The organism is Synergistaceae bacterium, assembly GCA_031272035.1.
GTDB lineage: Bacteria > Synergistota > Synergistia > Synergistales > Aminobacteriaceae > JAISSA01.
The window spans coordinates 26,045-46,100 of sequence record JAISUO010000097.1 but is presented as its reverse complement, the minus strand read 5'-3'; the positions used below and the strand labels follow the sequence as shown (position 1 = coordinate 46,100).

20 protein-coding genes are annotated in these 20,056 nt (G+C 56.0%); 19 read left to right on the top strand and 1 reads right to left on the bottom strand.

Features of this window, described 5'->3' with window-relative positions:
• The 12 genes from LBR61_11535 (at position 1) to LBR61_11480 (ending at position 12,326) form a co-directional block, all read left to right on the top strand.
• Positions 1 to 1,836, top strand: a complete 1,836-nt coding sequence (locus LBR61_11535; protein MDR1732714.1) for a branched-chain amino acid ABC transporter ATP-binding protein/permease — start codon at positions 1 to 3, stop codon at positions 1,834 to 1,836.
• Positions 1,837 to 1,889: 53 nt separating this feature from the next.
• Positions 1,890 to 2,546, top strand: a complete 657-nt coding sequence (locus tag LBR61_11530; GenBank protein ID MDR1732713.1) for an ABC transporter ATP-binding protein — start codon at positions 1,890 to 1,892, stop codon at positions 2,544 to 2,546.
• Between the two features lie 6 nt (positions 2,547 to 2,552).
• Positions 2,553 to 4,232: an FAD-binding protein gene (locus LBR61_11525; protein MDR1732712.1), complete on the top strand. Its 1,680-nt coding sequence runs from the start codon at positions 2,553 to 2,555 to the stop codon at positions 4,230 to 4,232.
• Between the two features lie 2 nt (positions 4,233 to 4,234).
• Positions 4,235 to 4,888, top strand: a complete 654-nt coding sequence (locus LBR61_11520) for a 4Fe-4S dicluster domain-containing protein (protein MDR1732711.1) — start codon at positions 4,235 to 4,237, stop codon at positions 4,886 to 4,888.
• Between the two features lie 28 nt (positions 4,889 to 4,916).
• The gene (locus LBR61_11515; protein MDR1732710.1) at positions 4,917 to 5,918 is read left to right on the top strand and encodes an aminopeptidase; all 1,002 of its coding nucleotides are present in this window, start codon (positions 4,917 to 4,919) and stop codon (positions 5,916 to 5,918) included.
• A gap of 130 nt (positions 5,919 to 6,048) precedes the next feature.
• On the top strand, positions 6,049 to 7,221 hold the full coding sequence (locus LBR61_11510; GenBank protein ID MDR1732709.1) for a succinate--CoA ligase subunit beta: 1,173 nt from the start codon (positions 6,049 to 6,051) through the stop codon (positions 7,219 to 7,221).
• The gene (sucD, locus tag LBR61_11505) at positions 7,218 to 8,081 is read left to right on the top strand and encodes a succinate--CoA ligase subunit alpha (GenBank protein MDR1732708.1); all 864 of its coding nucleotides are present in this window, start codon (positions 7,218 to 7,220) and stop codon (positions 8,079 to 8,081) included. Before LBR61_11510 ends, sucD begins: the two co-directional genes overlap by 4 nt.
• A gap of 18 nt (positions 8,082 to 8,099) precedes the next feature.
• Entirely contained in the window at positions 8,100 to 8,312 is a 213-nt protein-coding gene (locus tag LBR61_11500) for a 4Fe-4S binding protein (GenBank protein MDR1732707.1), read from the top strand.
• 61 nt (positions 8,313 to 8,373) lie between these two features.
• On the top strand, positions 8,374 to 9,546 hold the full coding sequence (locus tag LBR61_11495) for a 2-oxoacid:acceptor oxidoreductase subunit alpha (GenBank protein ID MDR1732706.1): 1,173 nt from the start codon (positions 8,374 to 8,376) through the stop codon (positions 9,544 to 9,546).
• Entirely contained in the window at positions 9,543 to 10,409 is an 867-nt protein-coding gene (locus LBR61_11490) for a 2-oxoacid:ferredoxin oxidoreductase subunit beta (GenBank protein ID MDR1732705.1), read from the top strand. Before LBR61_11495 ends, LBR61_11490 begins: the two co-directional genes overlap by 4 nt.
• Entirely contained in the window at positions 10,406 to 11,020 is a 615-nt protein-coding gene (locus LBR61_11485) for a 2-oxoacid:acceptor oxidoreductase family protein (GenBank protein ID MDR1732704.1), read from the top strand. The genes LBR61_11490 and LBR61_11485 overlap by 4 nt, the downstream gene beginning before the upstream one ends.
• A 61-nt stretch (positions 11,021 to 11,081) precedes the next feature.
• A complete protein-coding gene (locus tag LBR61_11480) occupies positions 11,082 to 12,326 on the top strand; it encodes a DUF362 domain-containing protein (protein MDR1732703.1) in 1,245 nt (414 codons plus the stop codon).
• Between the two features lie 14 nt (positions 12,327 to 12,340).
• On the opposite strand, the gene LBR61_11475 is transcribed toward LBR61_11480, so the two are convergent.
• A complete protein-coding gene (locus LBR61_11475; protein MDR1732702.1) occupies positions 12,341 to 13,210 on the bottom strand; it encodes a LysR family transcriptional regulator in 870 nt (289 codons plus the stop codon).
• Between the two features lie 80 nt (positions 13,211 to 13,290).
• Here LBR61_11475 and LBR61_11470 point away from each other — a divergent pair, with 80 nt between their 5' ends.
• The 7 genes from LBR61_11470 (at position 13,291) to LBR61_11440 (ending at position 20,048) form a co-directional block, all read left to right on the top strand.
• Positions 13,291 to 13,767 carry a tripartite tricarboxylate transporter TctB family protein gene (locus LBR61_11470; GenBank protein ID MDR1732701.1) on the top strand — a complete coding sequence of 159 codons (477 nt, stop codon included), beginning with the start codon at positions 13,291 to 13,293 and terminating at the stop codon, positions 13,765 to 13,767.
• Between the two features lie 44 nt (positions 13,768 to 13,811).
• Complete coding sequence (locus LBR61_11465; GenBank protein ID MDR1732700.1) at positions 13,812 to 14,801, top strand: tripartite tricarboxylate transporter substrate binding protein; 990 nt, start codon at positions 13,812 to 13,814, stop codon at positions 14,799 to 14,801.
• Positions 14,802 to 14,918: 117 nt separating this feature from the next.
• The gene (locus tag LBR61_11460) at positions 14,919 to 16,415 is read left to right on the top strand and encodes a tripartite tricarboxylate transporter permease (GenBank protein ID MDR1732699.1); all 1,497 of its coding nucleotides are present in this window, start codon (positions 14,919 to 14,921) and stop codon (positions 16,413 to 16,415) included.
• A 91-nt stretch (positions 16,416 to 16,506) separates the two neighbouring features.
• Entirely contained in the window at positions 16,507 to 17,256 is a 750-nt protein-coding gene (locus LBR61_11455; protein MDR1732698.1) for a hypothetical protein, read from the top strand.
• Positions 17,257 to 17,302: 46 nt separating this feature from the next.
• Positions 17,303 to 18,322 carry a hypothetical protein gene (locus LBR61_11450; GenBank protein MDR1732697.1) on the top strand — a complete coding sequence of 340 codons (1,020 nt, stop codon included), beginning with the start codon at positions 17,303 to 17,305 and terminating at the stop codon, positions 18,320 to 18,322.
• A gap of 76 nt (positions 18,323 to 18,398) precedes the next feature.
• Positions 18,399 to 19,397: a dihydroxyacetone kinase subunit DhaK gene (locus tag LBR61_11445; GenBank protein ID MDR1732696.1), complete on the top strand. Its 999-nt coding sequence runs from the start codon at positions 18,399 to 18,401 to the stop codon at positions 19,395 to 19,397.
• An 18-nt stretch (positions 19,398 to 19,415) separates the two neighbouring features.
• The gene (locus tag LBR61_11440) at positions 19,416 to 20,048 is read left to right on the top strand and encodes a DAK2 domain-containing protein (GenBank protein MDR1732695.1); all 633 of its coding nucleotides are present in this window, start codon (positions 19,416 to 19,418) and stop codon (positions 20,046 to 20,048) included.
• Positions 20,049 to 20,056 lie beyond the last annotated feature (8 nt).

Sequence of the window (20,056 nt, the reverse complement as noted above, 5' to 3'; positions counted from 1 at the left end):
ATGACAAACATAAAAGATAAAAAAATCTCATCCTCTGTTTTCATCGTCGTTCTGCTCTGCCTGATGGCCCTGCCCTTTATCTTCGACCAACACTATATTTATCATGTTGGAATTATTTCCGTGATGAATTTGTTGCTGGTTCTGGGGCTCTTTCTGATGACGGGGCTTTCAGGACAGATGAATTTGGCTCAGGCCAGTTTTTGGGCCCTTGGAGCCTATGGTTACAGCATCACGGCTCGGGCGGGAATGCCCTTCTGGCTGTCTGTGGCGGCGGTTGTGCTTATCGCGTTTCTGACCACCGTGATTCTGGGCTTCCCCACCATGAAGGTTTCAGGGATTTATTTTTCGATGGTGACTCTCGGGTTCGGCGAAATCACGAGAATTATCATCCAAAACTGGCAAAGTATTACCGGAGGCGGGATGGGCATAAGAGAAATTCCGAAAATGCGGCCCTTTGCCTTTCCTCTGACAACTCTGCCCCAGATTTATCTTTTTATCCTGGGCGTCGGTCTGACCTGCATCGTACTTGTCTATCTTTTGCTTCGATCCAACCTGGGGCTGGCGCTGAAAGCTTCGGGGTCGAACGGAATCGTTTCCGAAGCCATAGGCATTAATACCTTTCGCATCAAGGTTCTTGCGGTATTCCTCAATTCTCTTCTGGCTGGTATTGGGGGAATTTTTTATGCCGGCTATTACGGCATGATCCATCCTGACGCCTTCACTTCGGGGGTTTCCTTTTCCTTTGTGCAGATGCTGGTGGTCGGAGGAATTCACAGTTTCACGGGTATTTTGCTGATGACTCCGGTTTTGTCGGTGGCTTTTGAATATCTGCGGGCCTTTGGTGAATACCAGGTCATTGTCTACGCGCTTATGGTCCTCCTGTTTGTGATTTTCTGCCCCAAGGGAGTGGGCGGTTTTCTGGAAAACTGCATTCGAGGGCTTTCCGGGAAAAAGGACCGGGAAAAAGGCGTTTCCGGAGTTCAGGGTACCTTCGTGGTATCCTCCGGCGATCCCCGACGAACCGCGGACAAAGAGCAGTCCGTTCTTCGAACCGAGAATCTGGGGATAGATTTCGGCGGAATTTCCGCGCTCAGCGAAGTGGGCATCGAGCTGAAAAAGGGAGAACTTCTGTCTGTGGTAGGGCCCAACGGCGCCGGCAAAACGACGCTCTTCAACGTCATTTCCGGCATCTACAGGCCTGACAGCGGGAAGGTCTGGCTGAAGGAAAAAGATATCACCGGTTTGTATCCTCACAGCATCGCACGCCTGGGGATGGTTCGTACCTTCCAGAATCTGGGCATTTACGACAGCCTGACCGTGATGGAAAGCGTTTGTGTGGCCACCCATCGCAGACATCTGCAGTTCGAATTTTCTGGCAGAGTGAGGGAACTGCTGCGCCCCTGGACAAAAAATTGTGAGGACGCGAGACGCCTTCTCGCTTTTGTAGGGGGCTTCGACGGGCTGGAAGACGAACTTTGCATCAACCTTCCCTACGGTTTCCAAAAACACCTTGAAATCGCGCGAAGCCTCGCTTTGGATCCGGAAATTCTTTTGCTCGACGAACCGGCAGCCGGCCTCAACCAGATCGAAAAAGAGGAAATGAGCAAAATGATCCGCAAGGTCGTGGACAGCGGCGTTTCTGTGATGCTCATAGAACATGACATCAAGCTCGTTTCTAATATTTCAGACCGCATTATTGTTCTTGACTATGGAAAACTGATCGCGAATGGAGCGCCGGCCGAAGTCATGAAGGATCCCAAAGTTATTGCCGCTTATATCGGGGCTGCTTCCCGTTCGCCCGCCGGTGCAGGGGGATTGCAGGAGGGGATCGCATGAGCGTGTTGCTTGATGTATTCGGATTAAGCGTTTTTTATGGGAAAAGTCGAGCGTTGAACGGAGTTTCTGTCTGCGTCAACGAAAATGAAATCGTAGCGCTTCTGGGGCCCAACGGCGCTGGGAAAACGACTTTCATGCGTACCATCAGTGGCCTTGTGAGAGCGGCTCAGGGAAAAATTTTCTTCGACGGCGAAGAGATCACCCACTGGGCTCCGGAAAACATCGTCCTCCGGAAAAAAATAATCCACGTTCCCCAGGGAAGACACGTATTTGGAGAAATGAGCGTGGCGGAAAATCTGGAGCTGGGGGCTTACAGCAACATTGGAAAGCATAAGCAAAAAGATTTGTACGACAAAGTTTACAGCCTTTTCCCCAAGCTTTATGAACGCCGCAGGCAGATTGCGGGGACCCTCAGCGGAGGAGAACAGCAGATGCTGGCGGTGGGAAGAGCCTTAATGGCTGAACCCCGGCTGTTGATCATGGACGAGCCATCCATGGGGCTGGCGCCTATTATTATTCATGATCTGTACTTAAAAATTTCAGAAATCGCGAAACTGGGAACCACCATTTTTCTGGTGGAACAAAACGCGCTGATGGCCTTTGAAGTCGCCGAACGGGCCTATTTTCTGGACGTGGGAGACATTACCACATCCGGTAAAGTCGAGGACCTTCGGCATGAGGACATTGTGCAGGCTTATCTGGGAATCTGAACCCTCATGAAACGATTTTTGTATGACGTGGCGGTGATCGGCAGTGGCGGAGCAGGATTGGCCTCCGCCTCGGCCGCAGCGGAAGAGGGCGCAAGGGTGGCGGTCGTCAACAAGGGTTACACCCCTCATACCGGTGCGACCATCATGGCTCCAGGGTCCTTCGCGGCGGTGGGGGAGGCCTGGAAATCTCCGAACGACAGTAAAGAGTGCCATTTTCGAGATACTCTTGCAGGCGGACAGTATCTGAACAAACAGGATTTGGTCAAAGCGATGGTGGAAGGGGCAGCAGAAGCTGCAGAGAAAATGGAACGAATGGGAGCTCTGTTTCAGCGCACGGAAAACGGAACCTCCTATGCGCTCCGGACGGATGGAGGTCACAGTTATCCCCGTTCCCTCTATCTGGGGAATCACATCGGACGGGAACTTTGCGGGACGCTGACAGGGGAGCTGATAAAACGGCAGGTTCCCATTTACGAAAATGTCTTCATTCTCGAAATTCTTAAGGATCAAAACGGTGTACGGGGCGTCCTGGGGCTCGACATGGATACTCTGGAGCCTCTGCTGTTTGAATGCGCGTCTCTGGTTCTGGCCACCGGGGGCGCTGGGTATCTTTACGAAAACTCGGACAATCCGCCGGATCTCACCGGCGACGGTCTGGCTTTGGCCTTACGGCTGGGGCTGAGCCTGATGGATATGGAATTTGTTCAGGTGTATCCTCTGGGCTTTTTGTCCCCGCCCTCCATTAAGGGCGCGGAAGCCGCTTATATCAATTGTGTCCGCCTGTTCAACGCGAAGGGTGAACGCTTTATGGAGCGCTGGAATCCCGAAAAAATCGAGATGGCTACCCGCGATACTCTGATTGCCGCCATCATGCAGGAGATTCAGGAAGGACGGGGCTCCCCATCGGGAGGCGTATTTGCGGGTTTTCAGCATCTGACCCCTGAGGTCATGGAACGGGAAATGCCGGATCTTCTCGAAACCTACAAATCCATCGGCTTCGACCCTCACAGGGAGATGCTTGAAGTGGCTCCTACCGTGCATTTTACGATGGGTGGCGTCGCCGTGGACGAAAACTGGGGAACACCGCTTCCGGGATTATATGGAGCGGGTGAGGTTTGCGGCGGAGTTCACGGCGCAAACCGCCTGAGCCAAAACGCTCTTACCGAGGCTCTTGTCTCCGGTTTTACAGCCGGACGCAACGCGGCGCAACACGCGCTGAAACAACAAAAAATGGCGTTTTCTCTGCCTCCTTCCTGTTGCCAGGGTATTGAAAACCACATTTCAGTTCTCCAAAAAAGAAAAGAGGGGGTGGATGTTGAAGAATACCGACGCCAGGTGCGGAAAATCATGTGGGAAAAGACCGGAATTTTGCGCAGGGAGGAAAGTTTGACCGAAGCACTGACTGCGCTGAAAAAGCTTCAGGATCTGCCCATGCGGCTGGAGGTGAAGGACTCTCCTCTTCACGTGATTCAGAGCTTCGAAAACCGCAATATGGTTCTGGTGGGGCTCGCCATGACCGCTTCTGCTCTGTGTCGGCGAGAATCCCGGGGGGCCCACAACCGAACCGACTGGCCTGAAATGGACAACAAAAATTACCTGAAGAATTTTTATGTTTCACTGCGGAACCAGGAAATCATGACGGACTGCCGGGATGTGGAACTGAAGTATATGGAGCCGGGGTGCTGAAAATGAAGGGTATCGTGACGATACTGCGGTTTGTCCCCTCCATCGACAGAGCGCCGCATTACGAGGACTACAGTTTTGATTATATTCCCGGCATAAAGGTCCTGGATGTGCTGCATCAGGTGCGTGAAAAATATGACCGGGACCTGAGTTATCGTTGGGGCTGTCGGGACGGCAGCTGCGGGTTATGTGGCGTTATGGTCGACGGTCAGCCCGCTCTCGTCTGTAAGCAGGAGGCCTCCCGTAACATGACTCTGACGCCGCTGGCTCATCTCCTGCCGGAAAAGGATTTAATCGTGCGCAGAGACTCTGCGGAGAGGGAATTTTCTTTTTTACCCCATTTCCACCCCGGGAGCACCACTCTCCCTGAAGCACGGATTTTGGACGGGCGGCTGGAACTGCGGTATCTGGCGGGCCGTTGTGTAAACTGCCGATGCTGCCAGGCTGTTTGCCCTGTGAAAAGACGGCATCCTCACAATTTTTGGGGCCCCGCTCTTTTTGCGCGTATAGCGAAGATCCTGTTCGACCCCCGGAACGGAGGCAGCCATGAAGCCGCTCTGGAAGGGAGTGGAATCGTGAAATGCGTCGAATGCGGGCGATGTTCCGCAGTTTGTCCGCATAAAGCGGACCCCTGTCGATTGATCGCTGCAATGAAATAACGGGAAATAATCTTTGGAGGTGCAGAGAATGTTGATGCTGGAAATGATGAAAGGCGCGCGCGTTCTGCTTGAGGTTTGCGCGGGGATGAAGAAGGGTGAGAAACTGCTGATCGTGACGGACACGATGTCTCCGGAGGTCGTTTCAAGGGCGCTGTACATGGCGGCCAGAGAAATGGATATTGCGGCTCACATCATCACGATGCCCGTCCCTCAAACAGGGGGAGAACCCTCAGCGGTTGTAGCCGCCGCCATGCAGGCCGCTGACGTTATCCTTTCTCCCACCACTCGTACCCTTTTCCATACGAAGGCCACTTTGGACGCCTGCAACAAGGGCGCGCGCCTTTTCAGTCTGACCGAATGCGATGAGTGGATTCTCATCCGAAATGGAGTGGAGGCGGACTTCGTCGCTATCAGCCCTGTGGTGAAGGCACTGGGCAAATTTTTCGACGAGGGCCGGGAGATTCACGTCACCTCCCCCGGAGGAACGGATTTCAAAGCCTCCATTGTAGGCCGGGGGGGCATCGTCAACACCTGCATATGCCACGAGCCTGGCATGAGAAGCGGCTTTCCGGATATTGAGGCCAACGTCCCCTCCATTGAGACTGAGGGTGAAGGCGTCATCGTCATCGACGCCAGCGCCTCCATGGGAATCGGGCTGGTCGACAGCCCTGTGAAGCTCTTCGTTGAAAAGGGAAAGGTCGTCAAAATCGAGGGAGGTACGTCAGCAACCCAGCTTCGAACCATTTTGGAGGACGCGCAGGATCCCAACGTTTACGCCATAGCGGAAATCGCCGTAGGCCTGAATCCCTTCTCACCGGTTTGCGGCAAGATCATTTATGACGAAGGGCGTTACGGTACGGGGCATTTTGCCGTGGGAGACAATACCCGTCAGGGCGGCGTGAACAAAGCGCCTCTGCACCTGGATATGGTCTACTGGAGCCCCACTTTCAGGGTAGATGGAAAACTCATCGTGGAAGACGGCAAACCCGTAACGGGTATAGCCTGCAAGGCCCTGCCAGGCTCCAGGTAAAATTGTTATGGAATTTATTTATTGGACATCTCCCTGATGAAGGAGTAAATTTATCATCATCACACCATAATTTTGCATAATTAAATATCTGACGTTTTGTGAAGTGAACCCGGATCGGAGAGACGGCAGGATGAAACTGAACGAATTTCAGGGTAAGGGACTTTTAGAGAAAACGGGAATTCCTCTTCCGAAGGGAAAGGTGGCTTCTTCCCCCGGGGAGGTTCGCCTTCTCGCGGAAGAAGCGACGGGGGACTGCGTCCTGAAGGCGCAGATCCCGGCCGGAGGCCGGGGCAGGGCGGGGCTGGTTCGAAGCGCCTCATCTCCGGAAGAAGCGGAACGAGTTTCGAAGGAAATTTTCGGCAAAACCCATCGGGGATGCCTTGTGGAAAAAGTTCTGGTCGAAGAAAAACTCGACATTGAAAGTGAATTGTATCTCAGCTTTGGCCTGAACGCCGACGAGGGCGCGGTGGATATGCTGGTCAGCCGGTCCGGAGGCGTCGACATTGAGTCGGCTGCGGAAAAGGACGCGGCGGCCATTTCCCGGACGACCTTTTCTCCGCTGAAGCCCCCCGAGGAATACGAGGTGCGAAGCGTGTGGCGGAAGCTGGGCTTTCAGGGGCCCCTTCTGCTGAAACTGGCCGACGTCTCCTGGAGGCTGGGGCGGCTTTTCTTCTCTCAGGACCTGATGCTGGCGGAAATCAACCCCCTGGCGGTTCTGAAAAACGGCGCGGTGGTCGCCGCGGACGCGAAAATGGAGGCCGATGACAACGCGCTGTTCCGGCATCCCGAAATGGGAAGCGCGAAGGACGCCCTGACGAACCCCATGGAGCGGCAGGCCTTCGAGATCGGCGTGACCTGCGTCCTGACGGAGGGAACGGTGGGGGTCATCGCCAGCGGCGCGGGACTGGCCATGAACACCATGGACATCCTCGCTTCGAGAGGGGCCGCGGCCGCGAATTTCCTCGAAACGGGCGGAGGCATCAACGCCGTCCTGATGCGGGACTCCGTGAAACTTCTGATGAACGATTCTCGCGTGCAGGGCCTCATCATCAACCTTTACGGGGGGGTCAATCCCATGGTCGCCGCTGCGGAGGGCATCGTGGCCGGATGGAAGGAATGCTCCGGAAAAATTCCCGTGGTCGTCAAAATTTTGGGAAATCAGCAGGAGGCGGCCTGGAAAATCGTGGAAGACGCGGGGCTGCCCGTGGTCAAAAACGTCCATACGGAAAAGGCCGTGGACCTGCTGCTGGAAAAAATGGCGTCGGAAGGGACGTTTAAGCCGAAAGGGACTTTCAGAAAATGAGCATACTGCTGACGAAGGAAACCCGGGCTGTCGTTCAGGGCGCGACGGGGCGCATCGGACGAAAACAGACGGAGTGGATGCTGGAATATGGGACGAAAATCGTGGCGGGGGTGACTCCCGGCCACGGGGGAGAGGTTCTGAAGGAATTTGGGGATCTGCCGGTGTACGACTGCGTCGCCGACGCGGTGACGGAGCGACAGGCCAACGCCACGGTGCTCTTCGTTCCGGCGCCGCTGCTGCGAAACGCCGTTCTGGAGAGCGCGGCGGCCGGTATGAACCTGATCGTGGCGGTCCCTGAGCACGTTCCCGTTCACGATACGCTTCAGATGAGATGCTTCGCCCGGGAAAGGGGAACAACCCTGATCGGCCCCAACAGCGCGGGGCTTATCTCACCGGGGATCGGCAAGCTGGGCATTCTGCCGGGGAACATGTTCACGGCCGGCAGGGTCGGCCTGATCTCCCGGAGCGGCACTCTGGCCTACGAAGTGGCGGGGTACCTCGGGGAGAAGGGCTGCGGACAGAGCACCGTTGTGGGCCTGGGGGGCGATCCCGTGACGGGAACCTCCCTGAGCGAGCTGCTGGAGATGTTTGAGGAAGATCCCGAGACCGACGCCGTGGTGGTGGTCGGTGAAATCGGAGGAACAGCGGAGGTTGGCGCGGCGAAACAGGTCGCCCGAATGAAAAAACGGGTGGTTTTCTTCATGGCCGGACGAAGCGCGCCGGCAGGGCGGACTCTGGGCCACGCCGGCGCCATCATCCGGGGCCAGACGGGAACCATCGAATACAAAACCCGGTGTCTCGAAGAAGCGGGGGCCGGAGTGGCTTCCTCCATCGACACGATCTGCGATTTTTTGCTGTGACTTCAGTGCGGGGGTGTGGTGCGTTTGATTCGGATCAATGCGGAAGGGTGCAAGGGCTGCGGCATATGCGTGGCTTTTTGTCCCGTTAAGGTGCTGGAGATGTCCGGCGAGCTGAACGCCAGAGGCGTCCATTTTCCCGTGACGGTGGAAAGTCGGGCGGACAGGTGTACGAAATGCAAAACCTGCATGATCCACTGTCCCGATTTTGCCATCGTCGTGACTCAGGAATAAAAATTTAGGAATGTAAATTTAGAAATGAAAAATTCAGAAATGAAAATTCAGGAATATAAAAATGAATAAAAAAGACGTGAACGATAAAAAAAGCAAAAAGAGCGGCAAAACGGACTTTCTCCTGGGGAACGTCGCCTGCGCCGAGGGGGCGCTTTACGCGGGGTGCGGCTTTTTCGCCGCCTATCCCATCACGCCGGCCTCCGACATCGGCGAGCATTTCGTGAAGCGCGTGATGGACCGGGAGGGATTTTTCATTCAAACGGAGGACGAAATCGCGGCCATCGGAGCCGTCATCGGCGCCTCCTGGGGGGGACTGAAGGCCATGACGGCCACATCGGGGCCCGGAATCAGCCTCATGTTGGAAAACATCGGCCTCGCGACGGCCACGGAGACCCCCTGCGTCATCGTCAACGTCCAGCGGGGCGGCCCCTCCACCGGCAGTCCCAGTCTGCCCCTTCAGGCGGACATGCTCCAGGCCCGGTACGGCTCTCAGGGCGACTACGAGCTCATCGCCTGCGCGCCTTCTTCTCCTCAGGAGATGTTCGACCTGACCGTTTGGGCCTTCAACGCCGCCGAAAAATACCGCACTCCCGTTTTTGTGCTGTCTGACGCGCTGGTGGGGCATATGTACGAGCAGGTCCATTTCCCGGAGCCCGGCGAGCTGCCCGTCATCAACAGAAAAATTCCTGAGCGTTACGATAAAAAGGTTCCCATGTTCCTGGATGAAGACGTGGCTCCCATGTCCGTGTTCGGACGGGGGCTCAAATCCAACGTGACGGGCTCCACGCACTTCGCGGACGGAACCCGCAGCGTGGCCAGCATCGCGGCCATGGACGACGAAATACGCAAACTGCGAGGCAAGCTCCACAGGGCCATCGACGAGATCACTCTGGACGAGACCTGCCGGATTGAGGACGCGGACGTGGTACTCTATTCTTACGGCTCCATGTTCCGGGCGGCCCTGGCGGGCATGGAACTCGCCCGTTCGGAGGGGCTCCGGGTGGGCTGTTACCGGGCGACGACGGTTTGGCCCTTCCCCGAAAAACGCGTTCGGGACCTGACGGCCCACTGCAAAGCCGTCATCGTCTGCGAAAACAACCTGGGACAGATGTATTACCCCGTGGCGGCCGCCGTGGCGGAGAACATCCGGGTTTTAAAGGGAACGCCCGAAATTCTGGGCGGCCTGCCCCGTCCCGAGGACGTGGTCCGGTGGGTAAAGGAGGCTCTGAAATGAAGAAAGAGTCAAAATCCAACGCATTCAGGCATCCGCTGGAAAAATACTTCCGGGACGGCATCAAATACACCACCTGCCCCGGGTGCGGCAATGGCATCGTGGCCCAGAGCGTCCTTCAGGGAATCGAGGCCATGGGCGGCAACATCGACGAGTACGCCTTCGTCTCGGGAATCGGCTGTTCGGGATGGATCCCCAGTCCGGCTTTTGCGGGGGACCTGCTCCACGTCACCCACGGACGCTCGCTGCCTGCGGCGACGGGGCTGAAAATCGCGCTTCCCCGTCAGAAGGTGGTGGTGTTTCAGGGCGACGGCGACCTGGGCGCCATCGGAGGAAATCACTTCATCCACGCCTGCAGGCGCAATATCGATCTGACCGTAATCTGCGTCAACAACGGAATTTACGGCATGACAGGGGGACAGGCGGCCCCCACCACTCCCGGCGGGCTGAAAACCGCCACGACTCCGCTGGGCAACGTGGAACGTCCTTTTGACGTCAGCGCCCTGGCGATAACGGCAGGGGCCACTTTCGTGGCGCGATGGACCACATGGCACGCCGCGCAGATCACGGCGTCGTTCCGGAAAGCGGTCAGTCATCCGGGTTTTGCCTTCATCGAGGTGATCTCTCAGTGCCCCGTCCAGTACGGCAAGGTGGTGGGCATGAGAAACGACCCCGTGGCCATGCTCGCCGGCTACCGGGAAAATTCCATTCCCATCGCCGCCGCTGTGAAGCTGCCGGAGTCGGAAAAAGCGGGAAAAATTGTCGTCGGAGAGCTGCTTTGCAGACCCGAGGTTCCGGAGTTCACCCGGGAGCTGGCCCGTGTGAAGCGGGAAGCCCGTTCAGGGAAAGAGGGTGCGCGGAAATGACGGACGCGGGCAGAAAGCTGAAGCGGGACGCGCAAAAGGCAGGGCCGGGCCGGACGGAAATTCGCCTCACCGGCGTCGGAGGGCAGGGCGTCGTTCTGGCTGGGACCATCCTGGGCCGGGCCGCGGCGATTTACGATGAGCTGAACGCCGTGCTGACCAAGGAATACGGCTCTGACATGCGGGGAGGCGACGTGAGCACGGACCTCGTCCTTTCCGGAGAAAAGATCGTCTACCCCACGGTTCTCGCCCCTGACGTGATGGTGACTCTGGCCCCCCGGGCCTTTGAAAACAACAAAAAATGGCTTCGGGACGGAGTTCGCCTGGTGTACGACGCGGGTCTGGTGCATTTTGAAAAGGGGGATCTGCCCAAAGGCTGCAAAGCGCTGGGAGTGCCCTTCACCGCGCTGGCGGACGGGACGTTTCACCGGACGGACGTGGCGAATATGGTTTTCCTGGGCTTTTTTACCGGCGTGGTCCGTCTTCTGACCGCCGACGCCGTTCGAAAGGCCCTTGCCGACCTGCTTCCGCCCAGAAAGGAAAAAGGGCCGGACGTCAACCTTCAGGCCTTCGAGCTGGGTTTGAAAGAGGGAGAGGCGTTTTCTCATGAGTGAATCTCAGGTTAATGAGGCTGGCAGTTCATTTTATCCCGGCGTTCGCGGGAAGGATGATTTTGTGTTTCCTCGGATTTTTCCGGCGCGTCAGAACTTTGAAGCGGAAAGTGTGACGGACGTGGAGGCCCGGGTTGCGTCTCAGGTCGATTCCGTCCTGGCCGGGTCTGCCCTGAAAAAAGGGACCAGGGCGGCGTTGGCCGTGGGCAGCCGGGGCATCGCGGGGCTGGACCGGATCGTCCGGGCCCTGATCGAATCCCTGCGCCGGCACGGAATCGACCCCTTCATCGTCCCCGCCATGGGCAGCCACGGCGGCGCGACAAAAGAGGGACAGGCGGCGCTTCTGAAGGAGTTCGGGATCACGGAGGAGAGCATGGGGGCGAAAATCCACTCCTCCATGGAGGTCGTTTCTCTGGGGGATGTCCTGCCCGGTCTGCCGGTCTGGTTCGACCGCGTTGCTTACGAGAGCGCCGACTGCGTCATTCCGGTCAATCGAGTGAAAAATCACACCACGTTTCGCGGCGACATCGAAAGCGGTCTGCACAAAATGCTCTGCGTGGGGCTCGGCAACCACGAGGGCGCTCAGACCATGCACAGCTACGGCATCGAACGTTTCAGCGAAGTCATTCCGAAGGCGGGGCAGTACGTCCTCGGCAAAGTCTCGGTCCCCTTCGGCCTTGCCGTCGTGGAGAACGCCAAAGAGCTTCCCGCCCTGATCGAGGCCGTTCCGGGGTCCAACTTTGCCGCACGGGAGCCGGAACTGCTCCGGCTCTCCCGGGAGATGATGGCGCGCCTCTGCTTCGACGACATCGACGTTCTGGTGGTCCGCGAGATGGGGAAAAACATCAGCGGCGTGGGAATGGATCCCAACATCACCTGCCGCTACCAGGCCGCTCACATGCCGGACGGGCCTTTGAAAATTCAGAGAATTGTCGTGCTGGAGCTGACGAAGGAGACCCACGGCAATGCGCTGGGGATCGGATGCGCCGATATCTGCACGCATCGCCTGGTGAAAAGCATTGACTTTGACGCCACCTGCACCAACGCCATGACGGCGACGCGGCTGGATCGCGTGAAAATTCCGCTGATCGCCCGGACGGAGCGGGACGCCGTCGCCGTTGCCCTTCAGACCTGCACGGGCAACAAGGAGGCGCCTCCCAGGCTGGTGTACATCAAAAATACGCTGGAGATCGAGGAAATTTACGTTTCGGAGGGACTGCTGCCCCACGTGGAGAAGCATCCGCGGCTTTCCGTGACGGGAGAGGGCCGGGAGATGCGCTTTGACGAGGAAGGCAGCCTAAAATTGTAAAAAATTATAAAGGGTCAAGGCAAAAACCCCATGGAACGGGCCGTTTTTCTGAGGATGTCCAGAGAATCCTCGATCCCGTGCCGGGGATAACGGTGAGTAATGAGGTAACAGACGCGTTCGGGAGGTGTTTCGCGCAGCCTCTGAAATGAAAATCGGGCGTTGGTCCAGCGTTTCAGCACGGAAAAAGGGACAAAGGCCCACTGTTCCGGGAAGCGGAGCATGTGTTCGATGAGGGCGACGGTATCGACGCCCACGTTGTAGGAGTCGGCTGGGTTCCAGTACATATCGTGCCAGAACTGGAACCGGGGTCCCCAGTCGAAGCGAATTTCGTTGTGGGGATCGAGTTCTTCCACGGAAACCTCTTTGGGGAGATTGGGGGCGAAGGATCGGATGATCAGCATTTCTTCGCGAAAAAAAAGCTCGACCCGGACGTTGGGCAGGCGGTATTCGTGATGAACGAAGCCGGCGTCTATTTTTTGCTCCTCAAGAAGCCGATAGATGACGGGGGTTTGACTGCTCTCGATCGTCAGCCGGACCATGGGGTCGTTGTCCAGCAGGGCCTTGTAGAGTTCGGGAAGAACAAAGGTATTGGCGCTGTCGACGCCGCAGATTCGGAGCTGCAGATCGGGCAGGGACGTTTTTTTGATGTCCTGCAGGGCGGAAAACATTCTTTCCGCCACGACGAGAAACGACCGGCCCGCCGGGGTAAGGACGATGAGTTTTTTGCCTTTTTGGCGGTCAATCAGCGGATATCCCAGTTCTTTTTCCAGTTTTTTCAGCCGCTGGCTGGCAGAGGACTGAGTCAGAGCCAAAATGTCGGCGGCTTTGCTGAAACTTCCCGTTCTGACAATGGCCAGAAAAGCTTCGATTCCCGGATCCAGCACGGCGATCTTCCTTTCTTGTGAGTAAATTCAGAAAGACAGGGAATATTATAGCGGAGGAACAAAGGAGTGACGATGTCGGCATGATAAAGGATCAGGATTTGTGGGCGGGAAGCGCGATTATCCTTTTTGCGCTGTTTCTTCTGAACAGCATGGGATCGCTGTCCTTCATGCAGTCGATCTACCCGAGAGTTTTGCTCGTCCTCATGATGGTATCGGGCGTCGGCATCATTTTTCGCGCCTTTAAAACCTTCAGGCGTACAGGAAAAGTCTATCACAGGCTTCCCTTTGTGGATTTTCTTTTGCAGGCGGCAATACCGGGGGCTTTTGTGATTATTTTGTCCGTACTTATAACCACACTGGGATTTTATGCGGGTTCTTTTATCGCAATGGCGGGAATTTGTGTATTACAGGATTTCGTCATTCAGGGCAAAATCGACCTGGCTCTGAAAACTGTCACGAAAATTCTGCTCTTTTCCGCCGGTTGTTCCGCGGGGCTGTATCTCTGTTTCAACGTGCTGCTCCATCTTGCCACACCGGCGGGTTTTTTGGGATTCTGAAAACGACAATGATTTAAGTTCTCTATTTTGAAGGAGGCTGTAAAATGAAGTGTAAAGCAGGTATGTGTGTTCTGTTTATTGCAATAGTTCTGGCGTTGTTCTCCGTCCTGCCGACCGACGCGGCCGAGCAGCCGAAATGGCCGACCAAAACCATCACGTGGATCGTGCCTTTTTCCGCCGGCGGAAACTCGGACAACATCACGAGGATTATCGCGCCCTATTTCTCGAAGGAGCTGGGCGTTCCCATCAACATCGTCAATAAGCCGGGTTCCGCGGGAGAAATCGGAACCATGGAAATAGCGGAAGCCGAGCCGGACGGGTACACCATCGGCGTCATCAACGCTCCCGACATTCAGATTTCCTGCATTCTCAACAAAAGCTATGAACTGGATTTCTTCAAGGATCTCAACTATCTGGCCACCTTCACCGCCACGCCCATTTCCTTCTACGCGCCGGAGAAGAGCGAATGGAACACGCTGGACAAGTTCGTCAAATATCATAAGGAGCATCCCGGCGGGCTGGCCTTCGGCGAGGGCGGGGTCGGACACCGCGTCCTGATGGCCGCCGTTATGGATTATTTCGACATCAAAATTTCGTCCGTCAACTTCAACAGCGTCGCCGACGTAGTGGCGGCCGCTCTGGGCGGGCATATCGACGCCGCCGGCGCGGGAAATCAGGTTATTTCCCAGTTCACCTCCGGAGGCTGGAGACCCATCGCCTGGGGCGGCCTGGAAAAGTGCAAGCAGTTCCCCGATACGCCTCTTTTTGCTGATATGGGGCTGTTCACCGATTTCCTGAACGTCATGACCGTTCTGCTCACGCCCAAAAATGTTCCTCCCTACGTCAACGAGAGGCTGGTCGAAATTGCCAATAAAATCTCTCAGATTCCGGAAGTCCGTCAGCAGCTCGAGGCCATTAACTGCGTCTACTTCTTCACTTCGGGCGACGACATGGATAAGAAAATGAAGGACTACTACGCCCAAACCGAGGCCATCTGCAACAAATACAGGAATATTATCGTCCTCAATAATTAACCTGAAAAATATTGAACGCGAATAATTCAAAGAAGCACTGATTAACCGTTCGGCGACCCGGAGGGGGATGAACCTTTCCCCCACCGGTTTTATGATATTTTTCAGGAGGACGTCTGTATGACTCTGGAACTGCTTCTCAGGGTACTCGCCCCTTCGGTCATTTTGCTGGCCGTCCTTGGAACCGTGATAGGGATAATTTTTGCGGCGATTCCCGGCCTTAACGCTGCCATTGCCATCACTCTTTTTCTGCCGGTCACCTACGGCATGACGCCGGAACTGGCTCTGGCCTTTCTGGGCGGTATGTACATGGGAGGAATGTATGGAGGATCCATCACCGCCATACTGATCAACGTGCCGGGCTGCGTGGAGGCCACCTGCACCGCTTATGACGGATATCCCCTGACTTTGCAGGGACGTTCCCGGGAGGCGCTGTACTATTCTATTTTCTCTTCCACTTTTGGGGGAATCTTCGGTATTCTTGCTCTCGTTCTGTTTACGCCTCCTCTCGCTTCCGTGGCGCTGAAGTTCGGCCCGCCAGAGATGATGCTGCTGGGGCTGTGCGGGCTCACCATCATCGGCTGTCTTTCGGGAGACAACGTCTGGAAGGCCCTCTTCATGGCGTCTCTGGGGTTGTTCCTGGCCACGGTGGGGACGGACATGAGCTCCGGCGTCAGACGGTTCACCTTCGGCAACAGAGCGCTTACGGCGGGGCTCAGCCCGCTGGTGGTGGCGCTGGGTATTTTTTGCTTCGCGGAAATGTTTCGGGACATTGGAATGAAGAAGGCGGCGACGTTTGAATACCGGGATACGCCCATCAAAATGTCGTCGGTTATTTATGACATTATCGTCAAAAAAACCTTCCTCTTCCTTAAATCCTCGCTGATCGGCCTGTTTATAGGGATTCTTCCCGGAATCGGCGGAGGGACGGCGGTGTTTACCTCCTACGGAGAGGCCAAGCGGAGCTCGAAGCGCCCGGAAACCTTCGGAACGGGCAACACGGAGGGCATCATCGCCGCGGAGTCGGCCAACAACGCCGTCGTCGGCGGGGCGCTCATTCCCATGCTGGCCATAGGTATTCCGGGCTCTCCCGGAGTGGCCATTATCGGTGCCGCGCTCACCACTCACGGCATCATCTGCGGTCCCGATCTGTTCACGAAACGACCGGACGTGGCTTATATTTTCATGTACGCCATGTTCCTGACCATCCTGGGCATGGCGCTGATGGGCATTTTCGGCATCCGGTGGTTTTCTTACATTCTGAAAGTCGATATGTACTACCTGATCCCCATCGTGATCGCGTTTGCGATTTTTGGTTCTTACAGCATCAACAACCGGGCGACCGACGTTCTGGTGGCCGCGATTTCAGGAACCGTCGCCGTTATTCTGATGAAGCTGGAGTTTCCGCCCTCACCCCTTATTATTGGATTCGTGCTCAGCAACCTGATTGAGCAAAATCTGCGGCGCACAATTCAGCTGGCGGGAACCCGAAACACAAATTTCCTGTTTTACATTGTTCAGCGCCCTCTGAGCCTGTTTCTTATCGCGGTACTGGTGGGGTTAATCGTGCTGTTCGTCTTTATGAATCCCAACACGAAAAGGAAACTGCAGGATTAAAGAGTTGAAGGATTGAAAATCAGCGCGGAGAAGTAATAATTTAATAATAAATAAACCTGACTGAGAACTTAATTTAAGGGATGATTATAAATTGAAGACCACAAAAGAATTTTTGAACTCCAAAACGCTTCTTCTGGGTTCCTGGATCTCCATTGCGGACCCCGGCGTCGTTGAAATGGCGAAAGCTGCGGGGTTTGACTACATTCGCATCGACAATGAATATGTTCCCTTCGACCCCGGCAGGCTGGCCGAACTCATTCGCACGGCCAATCTTCTGGATCTCACAGTTTTTGTCAGAATTTCCCGAATGGAGGATATTACCTCCCTCGTCAGTTTCGGGGCCAACGGCATCATCGTTCCAGACTGCAACACGGTGGAACGGGCCCGGGAAGCCATTGCGCGCATAAAATTCGCGCCCCTGGGAGACAGAGGCGCGAATCCCGGCTGCCGTGGCGCTTACCTGGCGGGAATTCCCGGAAAAAAATACCTGCAAAGAGGGAATGATTACGTTTCACTGACGATTCAGATTGAGGACGTGAATGCCACCGGCCATATCGACGAAATCCTCTCTCTCGACGGGATCGACATGGTTTCCTCCGGCAGGAACGACACGTCTCTGTCTTTGGGAGTTCCCGGGGAAACGACCCATCCGAAGGTTCTGGAAATGGAAGATTTAATTATCCGCAAGGCTCTGCAGCATGGAAAGACGCCCGTCATTATGGTGTCCTCCAAAGAAGAGCTGCAGAGCATGCTGAAAAAGGGCGTTAAGGTGTTCACCGTGGCCAACGACGAGGCAATGCTGCGAGACGCCATGAAAAACCGCCTCGCTATGTTTATGTAGAGCACGGCGTTTATTTTAAATTGAATTCAGAGAGGACGTTTGTGACATGAAAATCGTCAGGTCTCTTGATGAGAGAGCTTTTCGCAACAATATTTACTTCAGATCCGGTGATTTTCACTACGAGCTGGAGCACTGCTGGGCCAAATGGCCTGCGGAGGTGAAGGGCAGCGACGTGCTGGGGGCGGCCTTCGACGCGGAAGACAACCTGTACGCGACCACTTCCTGCCTGGATCATCCCGTCTGTATTTTCAACGCGAAGGGGGACTTCGTTCGCTCCATTGGAAAGGGAGTTCTCATCCGCCCTCACAGCATCGCCTTCACTCCCGGCAATACCCTTTTGCTGCCCGACTCAAGCCCCGACATGCATCTGGTGCGCGAAATCGACCTGGAGGGCAGGGTTGTCAGAAATTTTGGAAATCCATTCAAGCCCAGCGACACGGGCTACGACCCCGACGCCTTCATCAACGCGAAAATCCGGGGGACCCTCCCCGCCGAAACTCCCTACAACAGCGAGCTGGAGTTCTTTATGAGGACGGACACCATCGTGCGAACCGCTCCGCCCTTCAATATCCCCTGCGGAATCGGACTCACTTCAAAGGGCGAGATGTTCGTTGCGGACGGCTACGGAAACGCGGCGGTACACAAATTCGACGCCAGCGGAAATTACGTATCGACCTTCGGAAAGCCGGGGAAGGGAATAGGCGAATTTCGTCTGCCCCACTGGCTCCGGGTGGATAAATACGACCGCATCTGGGTGGCGGACCGGGAAAATTCGCGAGCCTACGCCTTTTCGACGGATTTCGAAATTCTCTGCGTGGTGGAGGGCGGATTCTGGCGGACGGCCTGCGTCTGGTCCGACGATAAATACATCTATCTGGGGGAGCTGAGAGGCGGGCTGTCCATTCTCGACATCGACTCTCTGGAGATGGTGGCGCAGTTCGGATACTTCTGCTGCAACATTTTCAACTGCCACAGCATCTGTGGAGACTCGAAGGGCAACCTGGTCATCACCTCCATTATCGGCAGCCGCCCCATCGGAAACCTCTACCGTCTGCGCCGATTGTAAGTAATTTTTTTGCATCTTTAAGCCACGAGAAGATATAAAATTGAGAATCATATTTTGATTTTCAGGAGGTTCTCTTATGAAGAAGATTATGAATGTTCCCGATCAATTTGTGGATCAGAGTCTTGCGGGTATTTTGAAGGCACATCCCGGCCTGCTGAAGGCCGCTCCTGAGGATGGCAGGGCCATTGTGCGGGCGGACGCGCCGGTCAGAGGAAAAGTGGCGATCGTGACGGGCGGGGGTTACGGGCACCTTCCGCTGTTTTTGGGATACGTGGGGAAGGGACTGTGCTCCGGGTGCGCCGTGGGGAACGTTTTTACCTCCCCAAGCTGCGAAACCGTCGTCAACGCGACGAAAGTCGTGTCCGGCGGGAAAGGGGTCCTCTATCTTATCGGCAACTACATGGGAGACCAGATGAACTTCGAAATGGCGGCGGACGTGGTGGGGATGGAAAACATCGAGACCGTCCTCATTCGCGCGGCAGACGACGTGGCCTCCGCTCCCAGGGAGAAATGGGAAGATCGCCGCGGCATAGCGGGGATTCTGTTCGCCTATAAAATCGCGGGAGCCATGGCGGAGCGGGGTCATTCCCTCCAGGAGGTGGAAAAGACCACGAGGAAGGCCTGCGAGAGAATCGCCACCTTTGGCGTCGCCTTCACGTCCTGCCAGCTTCCGGAGGCCGCCGCGCCGATTTTCGAGATCAGCGGCGACGAAATGGAGCTGGGCATGGGTATTCACGGCGAAAAGGGCGTTAAGCGCTGCAAAATGATGAACGCCCATGAACTCGCCGATTATATGGTGGGCACGGTGATTCAGGACCTCTCTCTGACGAAAGGGAACAAAGTGGCCGTACTGGTGAACGGTTTGGGCAGCACCTCTCAGGAAGAACAGTACATCCTTTACGGCGAGGTCGCCGATATCCTGAAGACCAAGGGAATTGACGTCGCTAAAGCCTTCGTCGGCGAATACGTCACTTCCATGGAAATGGCGGGCGTATCCATCACTCTGTTCCATCTGGACGACGAGCTGGAGGATCTTTTGAAGGATCCCATGTACACCCCCTTCGTCAAACTGTAAACGAGGCAGAAGAAGACAGTGGAATACAAAATTGATCAGGTTAAGGAAATTCTGAAATATTGTGCGGAGCTTGTTTCAGAACAGAAGGAACAGCTCGAAAAAATCGACAGCCAGGTCGGCGACGGGGACCTGGGCATCTCGATGCAAAAAGGGGCCGCAGCCATCGCCGGAGAGGCGGACAGCTTCGAGGGGAACGATCCGGGGGCGCTGTTCATGAAATGCGCCATGGCCCTGAACAAGGCGGCTCCCTCGACGATGGGAACTCTGATTTGCGCGGGCCTGATGCAGATGGGCAAAACCTTCTCCAAAAAGGAAACCGTTACGGAGGCGGAGGCCGCGGAGATTCCCTCCCTGTTCGCGCAGGCGATCATGGCCAGAGGCAAGGCGAAGGAAGGAGACCGCACCGTTCTGGACGCGCTGCTGCCCATGGCCGAAGCCGTCAAAACCGCATTCGGCTCAGGGCGGGCTCTGAGTGAAGCGTTCGCGGCAGGGGCGGAGGCGGCCAAAAACGGCATGGAGAAAACCCGGGATATGGTCCCGAAAATAGGAAGGTCGAAATGGGCCCCGGAAAACGCGAAGGGCGTTCCGGACGGAGGCGCCGTCCTCTGCTGGATCGTGGCGCAGGGCCTCGCGGACCGGGCCGGGAGGTGAGAGACGGA

Bases quoted from the DNA above. Each gene is read 5' to 3' on its own strand.
- LBR61_11535 (MDR1732714.1), top strand. From the start codon at position 1: ATGACAAACATAAAAGATAAAAAAATCTCATCCTCTGTTTTCATCGTC.
- LBR61_11525 (MDR1732712.1), top strand. From the start codon at position 2,553: ATGAAACGATTTTTGTATGACGTGGCGGTGATCGGCAGTGGCGGAGCA.
- LBR61_11520 (MDR1732711.1), top strand. From the start codon at position 4,235: ATGAAGGGTATCGTGACGATACTGCGGTTTGTCCCCTCCATCGACAGA.
- LBR61_11515 (MDR1732710.1), top strand. From the start codon at position 4,917: ATGTTGATGCTGGAAATGATGAAAGGCGCGCGCGTTCTGCTTGAGGTT.
- LBR61_11510 (MDR1732709.1), top strand. From the start codon at position 6,049: ATGAAACTGAACGAATTTCAGGGTAAGGGACTTTTAGAGAAAACGGGA.
- sucD (MDR1732708.1), top strand. From the start codon at position 7,218: ATGAGCATACTGCTGACGAAGGAAACCCGGGCTGTCGTTCAGGGCGCG.
- LBR61_11495 (MDR1732706.1), top strand. From the start codon at position 8,374: ATGAATAAAAAAGACGTGAACGATAAAAAAAGCAAAAAGAGCGGCAAA.
- LBR61_11490 (MDR1732705.1), top strand. From the start codon at position 9,543: ATGAAGAAAGAGTCAAAATCCAACGCATTCAGGCATCCGCTGGAAAAA.
- LBR61_11485 (MDR1732704.1), top strand. From the start codon at position 10,406: ATGACGGACGCGGGCAGAAAGCTGAAGCGGGACGCGCAAAAGGCAGGG.
- LBR61_11470 (MDR1732701.1), top strand. From the start codon at position 13,291: ATGATAAAGGATCAGGATTTGTGGGCGGGAAGCGCGATTATCCTTTTT.
- LBR61_11465 (MDR1732700.1), top strand. From the start codon at position 13,812: ATGAAGTGTAAAGCAGGTATGTGTGTTCTGTTTATTGCAATAGTTCTG.
- LBR61_11460 (MDR1732699.1), top strand. From the start codon at position 14,919: ATGACTCTGGAACTGCTTCTCAGGGTACTCGCCCCTTCGGTCATTTTG.
- LBR61_11450 (MDR1732697.1), top strand. From the start codon at position 17,303: ATGAAAATCGTCAGGTCTCTTGATGAGAGAGCTTTTCGCAACAATATT.
- LBR61_11445 (MDR1732696.1), top strand. From the start codon at position 18,399: ATGAAGAAGATTATGAATGTTCCCGATCAATTTGTGGATCAGAGTCTT.